The organism is Streptomyces sp. NPDC012466 (assembly GCF_042955215.1).
Classification (GTDB): domain Bacteria; phylum Actinomycetota; class Actinomycetes; order Streptomycetales; family Streptomycetaceae; genus Streptomyces.
Map to the genome: position 1 here is coordinate 243,082 of NZ_JBIBEQ010000007.1, position 13,415 is coordinate 256,496.

The 13,415-nt window shown below is 70.5% G+C and carries 16 protein-coding genes; 7 read left to right on the forward strand and 9 right to left on the reverse strand.

Annotated features, from left to right (window positions below):
* Nucleotides 1-2: 2 nt before the first annotated feature.
* Nucleotides 3-299 carry a hypothetical protein gene (locus ACFY9E_RS25970; RefSeq protein WP_390987922.1) on the reverse strand — a complete coding sequence of 99 codons (297 nt, stop codon included), beginning with the start codon at nt 297-299 and terminating at the stop codon, nt 3-5.
* 62 nt (nt 300-361) lie between these two features.
* Between ACFY9E_RS25970 and ACFY9E_RS25975 the strand changes: the two genes are divergently transcribed.
* Nucleotides 362-619, forward strand: a complete 258-nt coding sequence (locus ACFY9E_RS25975) for a MafI family immunity protein (protein ID WP_390987923.1) — start codon at nt 362-364, stop codon at nt 617-619.
* Between the two features lie 156 nt (nt 620-775).
* Here the strand turns inward: ACFY9E_RS25975 and ACFY9E_RS25980 are convergent, their stop codons facing one another.
* The 7 genes from ACFY9E_RS25980 to ACFY9E_RS26010 form a co-directional block, all read right to left on the reverse strand.
* Nucleotides 776-1,549, reverse strand: coding sequence for a hypothetical protein (locus ACFY9E_RS25980; protein WP_390987924.1), 774 nt, complete (start codon nt 1,547-1,549; stop codon nt 776-778).
* Between the two features lie 99 nt (nt 1,550-1,648).
* Nucleotides 1,649-2,269, reverse strand: coding sequence for a Uma2 family endonuclease (locus tag ACFY9E_RS25985; RefSeq protein WP_390987925.1), 621 nt, complete (start codon nt 2,267-2,269; stop codon nt 1,649-1,651).
* Nucleotides 2,270-2,422: 153 nt separating this feature from the next.
* The gene (locus tag ACFY9E_RS25990; protein WP_390987927.1) at nt 2,423-3,202 is read right to left on the reverse strand and encodes a succinate dehydrogenase iron-sulfur subunit; all 780 of its coding nucleotides are present in this window, start codon (nt 3,200-3,202) and stop codon (nt 2,423-2,425) included.
* Nucleotides 3,202-4,956, reverse strand: coding sequence for a succinate dehydrogenase flavoprotein subunit (gene sdhA / locus ACFY9E_RS25995; RefSeq protein WP_390987929.1), 1,755 nt, complete (start codon nt 4,954-4,956; stop codon nt 3,202-3,204). Before sdhA ends, ACFY9E_RS25990 begins: the two co-directional genes overlap by 1 nt.
* Before the next feature lie 19 nt (nt 4,957-4,975).
* Nucleotides 4,976-5,458 carry a succinate dehydrogenase hydrophobic membrane anchor subunit gene (locus tag ACFY9E_RS26000; RefSeq protein WP_390987931.1) on the reverse strand — a complete coding sequence of 161 codons (483 nt, stop codon included), beginning with the start codon at nt 5,456-5,458 and terminating at the stop codon, nt 4,976-4,978.
* A gap of 5 nt (nt 5,459-5,463) precedes the next feature.
* Complete coding sequence (gene sdhC / locus ACFY9E_RS26005; RefSeq protein WP_031107855.1) at nt 5,464-5,844, reverse strand: succinate dehydrogenase, cytochrome b556 subunit; 381 nt, start codon at nt 5,842-5,844, stop codon at nt 5,464-5,466.
* 221 nt (nt 5,845-6,065) lie between these two features.
* Nucleotides 6,066-6,539 carry a 2-oxo-4-hydroxy-4-carboxy-5-ureidoimidazoline decarboxylase gene (locus ACFY9E_RS26010; protein WP_390987933.1) on the reverse strand — a complete coding sequence of 158 codons (474 nt, stop codon included), beginning with the start codon at nt 6,537-6,539 and terminating at the stop codon, nt 6,066-6,068.
* Nucleotides 6,540-6,829: 290 nt separating this feature from the next.
* Between ACFY9E_RS26010 and ACFY9E_RS26015 the strand changes: the two genes are divergently transcribed.
* The 4 genes from ACFY9E_RS26015 (at nt 6,830) to ACFY9E_RS26030 (ending at nt 10,249) form a co-directional block, all read left to right on the forward strand.
* The gene (locus ACFY9E_RS26015; RefSeq protein ID WP_390988386.1) at nt 6,830-8,431 is read left to right on the forward strand and encodes a family 20 glycosylhydrolase; all 1,602 of its coding nucleotides are present in this window, start codon (nt 6,830-6,832) and stop codon (nt 8,429-8,431) included.
* 97 nt (nt 8,432-8,528) lie between these two features.
* A complete protein-coding gene (locus ACFY9E_RS26020; protein WP_390987934.1) occupies nt 8,529-9,035 on the forward strand; it encodes a hypothetical protein in 507 nt (168 codons plus the stop codon).
* A 108-nt stretch (nt 9,036-9,143) separates the two neighbouring features.
* The gene (locus ACFY9E_RS26025; protein ID WP_390987936.1) at nt 9,144-9,698 is read left to right on the forward strand and encodes a hypothetical protein; all 555 of its coding nucleotides are present in this window, start codon (nt 9,144-9,146) and stop codon (nt 9,696-9,698) included.
* 155 nt (nt 9,699-9,853) lie between these two features.
* Nucleotides 9,854-10,249, forward strand: coding sequence for a hypothetical protein (locus ACFY9E_RS26030; protein WP_390987938.1), 396 nt, complete (start codon nt 9,854-9,856; stop codon nt 10,247-10,249).
* 2 nt (nt 10,250-10,251) lie between these two features.
* On the opposite strand, the gene ACFY9E_RS26035 is transcribed toward ACFY9E_RS26030, so the two are convergent.
* Nucleotides 10,252-11,442, reverse strand: a complete 1,191-nt coding sequence (locus ACFY9E_RS26035) for an N-acetylmuramoyl-L-alanine amidase (protein WP_390987940.1) — start codon at nt 11,440-11,442, stop codon at nt 10,252-10,254.
* 216 nt (nt 11,443-11,658) lie between these two features.
* On the opposite strand from ACFY9E_RS26035, the gene ACFY9E_RS26040 reads away from it, so the two are divergent.
* On the forward strand, nt 11,659-12,276 hold the full coding sequence (locus tag ACFY9E_RS26040) for a sigma-70 family RNA polymerase sigma factor (RefSeq protein ID WP_390987942.1): 618 nt from the start codon (nt 11,659-11,661) through the stop codon (nt 12,274-12,276).
* 156 nt (nt 12,277-12,432) lie between these two features.
* Nucleotides 12,433-13,224, forward strand: a complete 792-nt coding sequence (locus tag ACFY9E_RS26045) for a hypothetical protein (RefSeq protein ID WP_390987943.1) — start codon at nt 12,433-12,435, stop codon at nt 13,222-13,224.
* Nucleotides 13,225-13,415 lie beyond the last annotated feature (191 nt).

Sequence of the window (13,415 nt, forward strand, 5' to 3'; positions counted from 1 at the left end):
CGTCACCCGATGTCTGTACGGGTCTTCCAGTAGTCGGCCCGGGCGATGACCTCCGTACCCGAGCCGCTCGGCGCGGTCTTGCTGCCCGCATGGAATCGAACCGATCCATCGGCCAGGACGGCCCAGATGTCAGGAATCGTGTCGCCGTTGGCGCTCGGCGTGCCCATCAGATGAGGCATGGCGCTGCTCGACCAGCCGGAGCCGCCGTATTCGTTGTCCTCACCGCCCGAAGAGTTCGCCGCTGTGGCCAGCGAGCTGAGATCGACAGGAGCAGTGGACGGCGTGGACATCAGGGTCATTTATGAACCTGCAACGGACCGAGTTGTGACCGGCTTCCCGTATCGACCCTGATGGAGGCGCAGTGGAAGCCGTAGAGTACGTCGCCAAGATCGAAGAACTGCTAGAGGAGTCTCCCATCACTGCGCCTTCAGTTGCAGTCGATGTGCGCGACCTTCTCGCCGCCGGAGAGTACGCCCTGGCTTTCGACACGATGTGCTCATGGATTTACGAAGACGAGTTGTCGATCAGCGAGGAGTATCACGAGCGGCTTGTTCGTCTGTCGGGAGACCTCGGATCTCGTGATCTAATCGCGCGAATGCGTGAGCTGGTAACGGGATAAGCGAGTGCGTGCGCTCCTGCCGCCGTTTCGGACAGGGGTGCGTCGTGATCGTCTGATGCAGACCGCGGCAATCGCAGAACGATGAACGAAGCAGGGTCTGCAGGAAATGCATGCGGCAGACCCTGCTGGTTGGGGTCGATCACGCCGGTTCCGTGCTCAGCCCTGACAGCCCCCCACCCGCCGCGTACTCAGCGCGATGTCGTCCATCCGCACCTCGTACGACGACGGGCTCGGGTCGGCCTGGTACAGCTGCCAGCCCAGCTTGAGCCGGTCGAAGGACGGGAAGACGAACGGGTCCGACGTGCCGCCGTGTTGGTCGGTGGAGACGGTCAGATCGGGCTGGGGCACGCCGTCGAAGTAGACGGTGACGCGGTTGTCGGTGGCGTCCAGATGGAACTCGACGCACTGCCAGACACCCGCCCGCGCGGGCGCCGAGGTCTTCCAGGACGTCCAGTCGCCGGTGGGGCCGAGATCAGAGCCGACGCCGTAGAAGTTGCCCTTGTCCGTGGGTGCGTACTGCCCGCCGAGCGGGCGGACCAGGGTGGGGGAGTCGGAACCGGACGCCTCCGCGAGGGTCCAGTGCGCCCAGTCGGGAGCGGTCGGGAAGGCGTCCACGCGCAGCCGCAGCCGGGCCCAGAAGCTGTTGCCGGGCGGCTTGAGGTCGGGGAAGACCAGGAAGGCGCGGCCGTTGCCCTGGGTGCGGATGCGGAGTTCGCGGCCGTGGCCGGACGACGAACGGGCGATCGTCAGCGTGCCGTCGGACGTGTCAGTGGTCCACCCGCGGCCTTCGGTGACCGGGCCGAGGGGAAGGCGGTCGAAGGTCTCGCGTGCGAGGACGGGGGAGGGGCTTGCCGAGGCTGTGGGGGATACCGGCAGCAGCGTGGCGGCCGTGGCCACGAGCGCGACGACGGCTTTCCTCAGGGGCGTCATGGGCGTCAGTCTGGCCACACCCGGCCACATCAGTCACAGGAGCCCTACGATGGGTGGCCGGAACCGGCCTGAATCTGGCCGGTTCCGAGGCCCCGCGACTCAGTCGCTCGTTCTCGCCTGGCCGGCCTTGAGAATCTCCGCCACGTCGAGGGTCACCTTCGCGCCGATGGAGTCCGGGAGAGTAACGAGCTCGCCGGAGGCGTGCGGGCGGTGGTTCTCGTAGGTGCTTCCGGCCGGGTCGGTCAGGACATGGAGGCGCTGGTGCTTGCGGTCCACGACGACGTAGACCGGGACCTTGGCCTCGGCGTAGGCGGCGACCTTGGTCTTCAGGTCGTCCTTCCAGTTGCCGGAGGTGACCTCGAGAACGAGACGGAAGCAGGCGGGGTCGTACGCGTTGTTCTCGACGAGGTGGTCGTCGATGTCGGCGTCCACCACCACGAGGTCGGGAATGGCGTAGTCCTCGCCACCGGTGGGGAGCCAGAGCCCGACGTTCTGGAGAACCTCGGTCTCGCCGTCGTCCAGCCCTGCTGCGATGAACGGGCGCATGAGTTTGGTCAGGGCACGGGCATGAGGTGCATCCGGGGACGGGGTCACGAGGAGATGGCCTCCGATGATCTCGACGCGGTAGCCCGGATGGCGCTCCATGATCTCGTCGGCGATGGTCGTCAGGGTGACCGGCTCTTCTTCGTGGAAGGGCTGCTCGACGGAAGCTGCGGACATCAGGTGCCTCCTGGGGGGCTGGTGTCGAGAGCATCATCGTAGGCAGGACGACGTCCGTGCGGCCCGTTCCGCCGCGTTCACCCGATGGTGTGGCATATGCCGGAGGGCCCTGTTTCCAGCGGAAACAGGGCCCTCAAGCGCAAGCGGCCGACCTCAGTAGCGGCGCGTGATCAGTGCACGCTTCACTTCCGCGATCGCCTTCGTGACCTCGATACCGCGCGGGCAGGCGTCCGTGCAGTTGAAGGTCGTGCGGCAGCGCCAGACGCCGTCGCGGTCGTTGAGGATCTCCAGGCGCTGCTCGCCGGCCTCGTCACGCGAGTCGAAGATGAAGCGGTGCGCGTTGACGATGGCGGCCGGGCCGAAGTACTGGCCGTCGTTCCAGAAGACCGGGCACGACGTGGTGCAGGCCGCGCAGAGGATGCACTTCGTCGTATCGTCGAAGCGCTCGCGGTCCTCGGCGGTCTGGAGACGCTCACGCGTCGGCTCGTTCGTGTCCTTCGTGATGAGGAAGGGCATGACGTCGCGGTACGCCTGGAAGAACGGCTCCATGTCGACCACGAGGTCCTTCAGGACCGTGAGGCCCTTGATGGCCTCGACCGTGATCGGCTTCTCGGGGTTGATGTCCTTGATCAGCGTCTTGCAGGCAAGGCGGTTCTTGCCGTTGATCCGCATGGCGTCCGAGCCGCAGATGCCGTGCGCGCAGGAACGGCGGAACGTCAGCGTGCCGTCCAGGTCCCACTTGATCTTGTGGAGTGCGTCGAGGACACGCTCCTTGGGGTCGATCTCCACCTGGAAGTCTTCCCACACCGCCTCCGCCGCGACCTCCGGGTTGAAGCGGCGGATGCGGAAGGTGACCGTGATGTAGGGGGAGTCGGCGAAACCGGGCTCGGGCTTGCCGGCCGCGTCTTCCTTGTCCAGAACAGGGGTAGCCATCAGTACTTACGCTCCATCGGCTGGTAGCGGGTCTGGACGACCGGCTTGTAGTCGAGACGGACGGTTTCGGAACCGTCGGCGCCGACCTCGCGGTACGCCATGGTGTGCCGCATGAAGTTGACGTCGTCGCGGTTCGGGTAGTCCTCGCGGTAGTGACCGCCGCGGGACTCCTTGCGGGCGAGCGCGGAGACGGCCATGACCTCGGCGAGGTCGAGCAGGTTGCCCAGCTCGATGGCCTCCAGCAGGTCCGTGTTGAACCGCTTGCCCTTGTCCTGGATCGACACGTTCCGGTAGCGCTCGCGCAGCTCCGCGATCTTCTCGACCGCCGTCTTGATCGTCTGCTCGGTGCGGAACACCATGACGTTGGCGTCCATGGTCTCCTGCAGCTCGCGCCGCAGCTCCGCCACCCGCTCGGTGCCGGTGGAGTCGCGCAGCCGCTCCACCTGCGAGATCACGAGCTCCGCCGGGTTCTCCGGCAGCTCGACGAACTCCGCCTTCTGCGCGTACTCCGCGGCGGCGATGCCCGCGCGCTTGCCGAAGACGTTGATGTCCAGCAGCGAGTTGGTGCCGAGGCGGTTGGCGCCGTGCACGGACACGCAGGCGACCTCGCCGGCCGCGTACAGGCCCGGGACGACGGTGGTGTTGTCCGCCAGGACCTCACCCTCGACGTTCGTCGGGATGCCGCCCATGGCGTAGTGCGCGGTGGGCTGGATCGGGATCGGGTCCGTGTAGGGCTCGATGCCGAGGTAGGTGCGGGCGAACTCCGTGATGTCCGGGAGCTTGGCGTCCAGCTGCTCCGGCGGGAGGTGGGTGAGGTCGAGGTAGACGTGGTCGCCCTCGGGACCGCAGCCGCGGCCCTCACGGATCTCCGTGTAGATGGAGCGGGACACGACGTCACGCGACGCCAGGTCCTTCATGACCGGCGCGTACTTCTCCATGAAGCGCTCGCCGTCCTTGTTGCGGAGGATGCCGCCCTCACCGCGGGCGCCCTCCGTCAGCAGGATGCCCATGCGCCAGATGCCGGTCGGGTGGAACTGGAAGAACTCCATGTCCTCCAGCGGCAGACCGCGGCGGTAGACCGCCGCCTGGCCGTCACCGGTCAGCGTGTGCGCGTTGGACGTCACCTTGAAGAACTTGCCGCAGCCGCCGGAGGCGTAGATCACGGACTTCGCGTGGAAGACATGGATCTCACCGGTGGCCAGCTCGTACGCCACGACACCGGCCGACTTCTTGACGCCGTCGACCTCGGTGATCAGCTGGTCCAGGACGTAGAACTCGTTGTAGAACTCCACGCCCTCCTTGACGCAGTTCTGGTACAGCGTCTGGAGGATCATGTGGCCGGTGCGGTCGGCCGCGTAGCAGGAGCGGCGGACCGGGGCCTCGCCGTGGTTGCGGCTGTGACCGCCGAAGCGGCGCTGGTCGATCGTGCCGTTCGGGGTGCGGTTGAACGGCAGGCCCATCTTCTCCAGGTCGAGGACGGAGTCGATGGCCTCCTTCGCCAGGATCTCGGCGGCGTCCTGGTCGACCAGGTAGTCACCGCCCTTGACCGTGTCGAAGGTGTGCCACTCCCAGTTGTCCTCCTCCACGTTGGCGAGCGCGGCGGCCATGCCGCCCTGCGCGGCGCCCGTGTGGGAGCGGGTGGGGTAGAGCTTGGTCAGGACGGCGGTGCGGCTGCGCTTCGTGGACTCGATGGCCGCGCGCATGCCCGCGCCACCGGCGCCGACGATGACGGTGTCGTACTTGTGGATCTTCATGATTCTCGCAGCCCCGTGCCTAGCGGATGTTCGGGTCGAAGGTGAAGATCACCAGCGTGCCCAGCAGGATGGTGAACACCGTGGCGGTGTAGAGCAGGCCCTTGAGCCACAGCCGGGTGTTCGCGCGCTCCGCGTAGTCGTTGATGACCGTGCGCAGGCCGTTGGCGCCGTGCAGCATGGCGAGCCACAGCATCAGCAGGTCCCAGACCTGCCAGAACGGGGACGCCCAGCGGCCCGCCACGAAGGCGAAGCCGATCTTGGATACGCCGCCGTCCAGCACGAGCTGGATCAGCAGGTGGCCGAGGACGAGCACGACCAGCACGACGCCCGACAGGCGCATGAACAGCCAGGCCGCCAGCTCGAAGTTGCCACGGGTGCTCTTCGGGCTCTTGCGGGTGCGCTGGCGCGGGGCCTCGATGAAGGGCGCCGGGTTGTCGACGGTGTAGACGGCGCCGCCCTCGACGGGGCCGACGCCGGCGGCGGTCTTCTCAGACGTGGACATTGGCGTCAGCTCCCGAAGAGTTCACGAGCGGCGTGGCCGAGGACGGGGTAGATGGCCCCGAGCATCAGCACGACCCACAGGGCGACGACGGTCCAGAGCATCTGCTTCTGGTAGCGGGCGCCCTTGATCCAGAAGTCGACAGCGATGACGCGCAGACCGTTGAGCGCGTGGAAGAGGATGGCGGCGACGAGGCCGTACTCCAGCAGCGCGACGATCGGCGTCTTGTACGTGGCCACGACGGTGTCGTAGGCCTCCGGGGACACACGGACGAGGGCGGTGTCCAGCACGTGAACGAACAGGAAGAAGAAGATGAGGACGCCGGTGACTCGGTGAGCCACCCAGGACCACATTCCTTCCCGGCCGCGGTACAGCGTTCCAGCCGGCACGGAAGTTTCCTCCGGGAGCGGGGATTGGGGCCGCGCCGGCTTGGTGTGTCGGTCGGGCCCGGCCGGGTACGGTCCACCGGCCCCCAGCATCGTAGCGATGCGCTGCCGCCGGGCTGAGCGGGGGTCCCCTGGTGTGATCAAACTGGCACGCAAAGAGGTACGGGTGGGCTAGTGCGGCCACAGGGGCGGGAGGTGTCTCCGGGACAGCGGGGTGCGGGCCGTCAGTGGTTGATCGCGCAGTTCCCCGCGCCTTTGAGGGCGTTCAGCAGCCGCCCCCTGGCGAGGCGCCGGAGCTCCTCCACCGTCACCACCCGCTCTTCCTCCGGATCGTTGGTCAATCGTGACCGGATGGCTGCGAGGAGACGGTCCAGGGTCTCGGACGGGGACAGGCCGTCCAGGCAGATGACGAACACGTGCCCGAAGCGGGCCTCGTAGGCGGCGTGGGCCGCGCTGAGGGCTGTATGGGCCGCGGAGTAGGCGTCCGGCGGAAGGGTGGGCAGCGGCTCCGCCGCCAGGGCCTCCGCGAGGTCGGGCCAGGTCAGGTCGTAGGCCGCCTCGTCCGCGGCGGCCAGCAGGGAGTCCAGGTCCGGGTAGGGGCGGTGCTCCGCGACACGCCGGGCCCAGCGGAGGCTGCGCAGGCAGGAGAGGAGGGCCTGCTCCAGGTCCTCCTCGGAGGCTGCGTTGAAGTGCTCCACCGGTATGGCGAGCCGACCGGGGAGATCTGGGAGACGGTGCGCAGGCAGCGTGGGTCCTCGTGGGCGTCACGTGTGTCGGCAGGGCAAGTTGTGAGAGATGTGACGTCACGCTATCGAGTACGACCATGACGTGTCCGAAGGATGCCTGAATTTCACCCGGGAGAGAGAGTTTCGGAACGCGTGGTGGACGCGCGCCATGGGGCCCCGGGTCTTAGGTTGGCCGTGTGAGTCAGCACAGGCGCCGGGCTTCGGCGAAGCAGGAGAGCAAGCGACAGGTGCTGGTCGTGGCCATGGCGGTAGCCCTGGTCGTGGTCGCGGCCGGGGTGAGTCTTGGGCTCTGGGCGGCCTCGGGCGGTGACGGCGGGTCCACGGGCCAGGAGGCAGGGGCCTCGCAGGGGGCCACCGCGGCGGCGCCCCCGGACAGAGCGCCGGAGGCGAGCCCGACCCCCAGCCCGACCCGCTCCTACCCCCTGTCCGAGGCGCCCCGCACCATCCCCGCCGTGCGCGAGCACGAGCCGGCGCGCGGCCCGGGCTGGCGTCCCGAGAAGGGCAACCGCGTGGTCGTGGACGACCCGGCGCTGGCCGACGAGGGGCGGCTGGTCGCCGGCGAGCTGGGGATGGCGTACGCGGGCGAGAAGGACGACCGGCGAGCCGGGGACCTGCGGCTGGCGCTCAACGACGGCAAGGGCGCGAACCCCGAGTCGTACGTGATGACCGTGCGCGACGGGCGGGTGGAGATCAAGGGGCCGTCCGACACCGGGGTCTTCTACGGCACCCGCACGCTCAAGCAGGAGACGCACGACGGCGGTACGGCGCCCGAGGGCGTCGTGAAGGACGAACCGGCCAAGGCGCAGCGCGGGTTCATGCTGGACATCGCGCGCAAGTACTTCACGGCCGGCTGGATCGAGGACCGGATCCGGGAACTGGGAGACCTGAAGTTCAACCAGCTGGGACTGCACTTCTCCGACGACCAGGGGTTCCGGATCGAGTCCAGCTCGCACCCCGAGATCGTGTCGCAGCAGCATCTGACCAAGGCGCAGGTGCGGAAGATCATCGACCTCGCGCGGAGCCGGCACATCACGATCGTGCCCGAGATCGACTCGCCCGGACACCTCGGCGCGGTCATCGACGCCCACCCCGACCTGCAGCTGCGCAGCGCGCAGGGGTCGGCGGTGCAGGGCGCCATCGACATCTCCAAGGCCGAGAGCGCCGACATCGTCGACGACCTGCTGAACGAGTACGCGGACCTCTTCCCCGGCGGGCCCTGGCACCTCGGCGGCGACGAGTACCAGGCACTGACCCGGTCGAACCCGGAGGCCTCGTTCCCGCAGCTGGCCGCCGCGGCCCGGGAGAAGTACGGCTCCGGCGCGACGGTCGCCGACCTCACCACCGGCTGGCTGAACGACCGGGCCGACACCGTCCGCAGGCATCAGCGCGTCCCGCGGGCGTGGAACGACGGCTTCTTCCGCGGCACCTCCGTCCAGGCCGCCAAGGACATCCAGGTCGCCTACTGGACCGGCAAGGAGATCGGCGCCCGGGCGCCCCTGGAGTACCTCCAGGCGGGCCGCAAGGTGATCAACTACAACGACGAGTTCCTGTACTACGTGCTCGGTGAGCCGCAGACCTTCGTCTATCCGACGGGGCAGCGCATCTACGAGCAGTGGACGCCGCGGGTGCTGCGCGGCACCGCGGCCGTCCCGGCGCGTTACGACGGCCAGATCCTCGGCGGGTCGTTCGCGGTGTGGTGCGACCTCGCGAACTCCCAGACGCAGGAGCAGGTGGCGGCCGGGATCCGGATGCCGCTGCGGGCGACCGTCCAGAAGCTGTGGGACCCGGACAAGCCCGAACTGTCCTGGGCGGAGTTCCGGACGCTGGCGGACAGGCTCGGCTGACCCGGCACGAATTGCCCCATACGGCTGCGAACTCCCGTACGACTGTGGTGGTGTTCTGACCGCAGCGGGAATCGAATATGCCGGGGGGAACCGGAACATGGGCTACTGGGGATACTTCGTCGTGGGCCGGGGGGAGCGGCCGCTGCCGGAGCTGGACGCGCTGGCGGGGGCCGCGGAGGGCCTCGTGCGGCACTCCTCCGCGCCGGGCGGCTGGCAGGTGTGGGAGTACCCGAGCGGCGACGGCGACATCGGGAACATGAACGCCCTCGCCCGGGAGACCGGGGCGCCCGCGCTCTTCGGGTACGTCATGAACAGCGAGTGCGTGGTGCTGGAGGCCGCGGCTCCCGAGAGCGGGGCGTGGACGACCTGCCTCGCGCGCTCCGCCATGGCCGGGTATCTGGGGGCGGGCCGCGAGGGCCTCACGCTGGAGGACTACTTCCTGGAACCCGGCGACGCCGCCGAGCGTGCCGTGCGCTGGGCCGCCGAGGCCGGGTGCGAAGTGAACGCCGAGTCGCTGCTGGACGTACTCACGTCAGACCCCGATCTCCTGGCCGAAAACCTGTTGTTCCGCTTCCTCGACAGGCTGGGCGTGGTGCCCCTGTGACACTCCGGGGCCGTTGCGCGCAGTAAGGGGAAGTGCGGGTTCCGTGAGGGGTGAAGGCCGGTAGCGGCCTGATCGGGCCCCCGAGACGGCCCGCGGAGGGAGACGTGGATGAGCCTGGTGGAGTTGATCGCACAGGCCGACGAACGCGGGCTGGCCGCGAGCGGGCTGGCTTGTTTGGATCGGTGCGTGCCCCTGCTGGGCGGCGACGACGAGATCCTGCGGCCGGTGTGGGCGAGCCTCGGCGACGGCGCGGACGCCGGTGAGTGGGGCGAGCGGCTGGAGCAGGTGCGCGCCAAGCTGGACGCGGCCGGCCCCGGCGACGAGGCCGCCGTGCTCGCCCACCGGATGCTCGAGGCCGCTCCCGCCGAGCGGTCCGCCGCCGGAGTGCGGGTGTGGGCCGACGCCTGCTCCGTCGCCTCGCTCCAGATCCACCGGCTCCTGGACACCGCCGAGGACGAGGCCTCGTCCGTCGACTCCCGCCGCGAGGGCCGGACGGAGGGCATGTCGCCCCTCGTCGCCGCCGAACTGCGCCGCCAGATCACCGTCCTGGAGGTCCTGGCCGGACACGGCCCGGCCGGTCTGCGCCGGGCGCTGGAGGTGTCGGTCGAGGGGCGTCGGGTGCTGCGCGCGGTGGTGTCCCGCCGGAGCCGCCGGCAGGGCTGAAGGTGCGACGGGCCGATGGGTCCCGACCGGCCTAAACCCGCTTCCTGGAAGAGTCCTGTGACTGTCCCTTGAGCGAGCTGGGGCGGTCCTGCGCCGCTTCGGGGGAGCCGCCGAATCCGGGTGACGAAACGCTTCGCCGCAGCGCTTTCCGGGATGTGACGACTCAAGCGGAGACCAGGCCATCGGCGGCTGCCAAGCCGCTGCGGTGGGCGGCGGACACGGTGGCGACGATGCGCGAGGGAGCACGGCTGCGCCTCGACTACTCGGCGCAGAGCCTGTGGAGCATCGACCGGATGATCGAGGGGATACGGCGGGAAGGAGCGCCCGACGCCGCCGTCCAGGAGGTACTGCGCGGCTTCGGCGCCTATGCCGGTGAGGTGATGGCGCGTCAGACCGGCGCCGAGTGGTGGGCGACCGGCGGCGACCACTGGATCCGCACCCCCGACGGGCGCCTGTGGGACCCCATCGAGGAGGCCCGCCGCTGCTACGCGGGCCATGGATCGCTGCGGTTGCTGTGCCGGGACGCGGGGAGAGCCGCGCCCCGGCGATAGCGTCAGCGCGCGAGCACGTCCACGTCCTCGCCCTCGTCCACGACCTCGTCCCAGAGTCCCGGTGGCTCCGGCGAGGTCACGGCGGGCTTGGCGGCGTTCGCGGCCAGGGTACGGATCTCGGGCAGGTCGTCGTAGAGGTGCTGCCCGGGGCACGCGGTCGGGTAGCCGTCGCGGTGGCCGGAGATGCGGGAGAACGTGACCTTCTGACCCAGCTTGTACTTGCCGTTGTCGGCACCGGAGGTCAGCACGACCGTCCCGGTCGGGTCGATGCCGTAGAGGCCGAGCTTCCAGGCCGCGACCTTCGCGACCGACTCGCGCACGACGGCATCGGTGGCGGCCGTGGAGTAGTCGCCGAGCACCGAGACGCTGCTGGTGGCGGTGTTGAACCCGTAGGTGTGTGCGCCGAGGACGGGCTTGTCGATGCCGCCCGCACGGCCCTCGAAGACGGTGCCGCACTTGTCGACGAGGAAGTGGTAGCCGATGTCGTTCCAGCCGTTGCTCTTCACGTGGTAGAGGAAGACGCCGCGCACGATCGACGCCGACTCGGAGCACGTGTAGTCGTTGGTGCCCGCCGTGTGGTGGACGAACATCGCCTGGGTGTCACCGGTGTAGGTGGGCGGGTCCTTCACCAGGGACTCGTCGGCGCCCCAGGAGGAGCGCGCGGTCACGACGGGCCGCTCGGCGGAGAGCGGACCGGCGGCCGGCCCGGCCTCCTCCGGCTCGACGACCGCGGTGTGCACGGCGCCCGACCCGGCCTCGGGGTCGACCAGTTCGACGCGCAGCCCCGCCGGCAGGCGCGAACCCGAGACCCGCACCTGGACGCCGTCCGAGGGTCCGGTCCACAGCGGCTGGGTGCTGCCGCGCACGCCGGCCCGGTCACGGTCGGGGCCGGCCTCGGGCGTACGGACGTCGGTCTCCAGGGGACGCCACGTGCTCCAGGCGCCGCTCTCGCGCGAGCGGGTGCGCACCTGTGCGGTGCCGTCCAGCGTCGCGTCCGGATCGTCCCAGGTGACCCCGACCAGGCTGAACGGTTCGGTGGTGCGCGGGGCGAGGGACCGCTCGTGCGGGTCGCCGTCCGGCACGCGGACGGTGTGCACACCGTCCGAGGAGGAGGCCCGGGCGGGCTGGTTCAGGCCGAGGGCACCGAGGGTCAGGACGGTGGCGACGGCGGTGCGCAGGAGGCGGGGTGTCATACGGCGCTCGCCTTTCGTGGGCGGTTGCATCGCGAGCAGAGCTCCCCGGTGCCGAACTCGGCCGAAACCTCCGCGGGGCCGGGCTCCCGAGGACGGCGGGCCGGGTTGACCCGAACGGTCGCGGGCCCCCGGCATCCGGCGCGCTGTGACACTTCCGCGCGGACCGGCGCTGATCACCGTGGGAGGGCGCGCACTCGGCACGGACGAGGACGGTACTTGGGTCAGGGAGCGGAACCCCGGCGCGGGCAGGCGTACGACGGGGAACTGGGCGCGGCCGTCGCGCGGGCCCAGCAGGGTGACGAGGCGGCCTTCGCGGTCGCCTACCGGTTCGTGCAGCCCGGGCTGCTCGGCTATCTGCGCGGCCTGGTCGGGGACGACGCGGAGGACGTGGCGTCCGACGCCTGGCTGGAGATCGCCCGGGACCTCGGCCGGTTCCGGGGCGACGGGGCCGGCTTCCGGGGCTGGACGGCGACCATCGCCCGGCACCGGGCGCTGGACCACCTGCGCCGTCAGCGGGTACGGCCCCGGTCGTCCGCGCTGGAGCAGGACGTCCTGGAACTGCCCGGGCCGCAGAGCACGCACGACCAGGCGCTGGAGGCCATGTCCACCGAGCGCGCCCTGGAGCTGGTCCGGGGGCTGCCGCGCGACCAGGCCGAGGCCGTGCTGCTGCGTGTCGTGGTCGGCCTCGACGGCCCGGCCGCCGCGCGGGTCCTGGGCAAGCGGCCGGGCGCGGTACGCACGGCCGCCTACCGGGGACTGAAACGCCTCGCCGGGCAGCTGGGCGTGGAGAGTGTGACGGATGAGGCCCCCCGGACGCTGGGTGAGTCGACATGAGCGGAACCGGCGGTTTCGCTCACGGTCCGGGCGGGTCGCGCGGACCCCGCGCCCTGAACAGGGCGGACCGGCGGGACGTACTGGTGGGACCTGGGGGCCCGGGCGGCGCCACCGGGGCGGACGGATCGATCGGATCGAGCAGGGACGGATACGGACATGGGTGAACGGCAGAGCGGCGGCGGGCTGTCCGGCCGTGGTTGCCGTCACACCCTCCTGGACTCCGACGTCGAGGCGCTGCTCATCGCCTCCCTCATCAGGGACGGTGTCGACGCCGAGGCCGAGCAGCGGGCCGTGGCCGCCTTCCGGGCCGCCCGGGACGCCGGGGCCCTGCGCACCCGCGGCCACCGCCGGGACGACTGGCGGTCCGGGGAGCGGCGGCACCGGGGCCGGTCCCTGAAGACCACGCTCTCCGTGCTGCTCGCCAGTCTCACGCTGGGCGGTGTCGCCGTGGCGGCGATCGGCGCGGCGGGGTCGCCGCAGGAGGGCACCACGGACGCCCCCGACCGCAAGCCCGCCCCGAGCAGCGCCCCGCACGACCCGGCCGGGAAACCTCCCCGTGGCAGCCACAGCCCCGGCTCCGGCACCGGCTCGGCCCCGGCCCACCCCGGCCGGCCGTCCCCCGCGCAGGACACCGAGGCCCACTGCCGCGCCTACGAGCGGGCCGGGAGGCACGGCGAGGCCATGGAAGCGACGGCCTGGCAGCGTCTGGTGACCGCCGCGGGTGGTGAGAGGAACGTCACGGCGTACTGCGCCGAACAACTGACCGAGCCCAAGAGCGGGAGCGGTGGCTCCGGGAACGGCGATCCCGACCGGGGCGGCGGCTCTTCCACGGCGGACAACGGCGGGGCGAACCAGCCCGGCCATGCCGGGAGCGGCGAGTCGGGCAACGGCGCGGGCAAGAACCGGAGCGACTCCAAGCGCTCCGAGCCCAAGGGCCGTCACCAGTAAGGGATTTCTGCGAGCGCCGGATGTCACCGCTCGGCGGTGCCGCGAGCCGGCGGTACCCGCCATGGCAACGGCCGGAGCCGCCACCCCCCACAGGAGAGGCCCCGGCCGTCGCGCGGCACGGGCCGCGCGGCGGCCCGTACTCCCTACAGCGCCCGGTGTGCGTTTTCTGTCACACCCCGCCGCGTCACGGC

Bases quoted from the DNA above. Each gene is read 5' to 3' on its own strand.
- ACFY9E_RS25970 (WP_390987922.1), bottom strand. From the start codon at position 299: ATGACCCTGATGTCCACGCCGTCCACTGCTCCTGTCGATCTCAGCTCG.
- ACFY9E_RS25980 (WP_390987924.1), bottom strand. From the start codon at position 1,549: ATGACGCCCCTGAGGAAAGCCGTCGTCGCGCTCGTGGCCACGGCCGCC.
- ACFY9E_RS25985 (WP_390987925.1), bottom strand. From the start codon at position 2,269: ATGTCCGCAGCTTCCGTCGAGCAGCCCTTCCACGAAGAAGAGCCGGTC.
- ACFY9E_RS25990 (WP_390987927.1), bottom strand. From the start codon at position 3,202: ATGGCTACCCCTGTTCTGGACAAGGAAGACGCGGCCGGCAAGCCCGAG.
- sdhA (WP_390987929.1), bottom strand. From the start codon at position 4,956: ATGAAGATCCACAAGTACGACACCGTCATCGTCGGCGCCGGTGGCGCG.
- ACFY9E_RS26000 (WP_390987931.1), bottom strand. From the start codon at position 5,458: ATGTCCACGTCTGAGAAGACCGCCGCCGGCGTCGGCCCCGTCGAGGGC.
- ACFY9E_RS26015 (WP_390988386.1), top strand. From the start codon at position 6,830: ATGGCGGTAGCCCTGGTCGTGGTCGCGGCCGGGGTGAGTCTTGGGCTC.
- ACFY9E_RS26020 (WP_390987934.1), top strand. From the start codon at position 8,529: ATGGGCTACTGGGGATACTTCGTCGTGGGCCGGGGGGAGCGGCCGCTG.
- ACFY9E_RS26025 (WP_390987936.1), top strand. From the start codon at position 9,144: ATGAGCCTGGTGGAGTTGATCGCACAGGCCGACGAACGCGGGCTGGCC.
- ACFY9E_RS26035 (WP_390987940.1), bottom strand. From the start codon at position 11,442: ATGACACCCCGCCTCCTGCGCACCGCCGTCGCCACCGTCCTGACCCTC.
- ACFY9E_RS26045 (WP_390987943.1), top strand. From the start codon at position 12,433: ATGGGTGAACGGCAGAGCGGCGGCGGGCTGTCCGGCCGTGGTTGCCGT.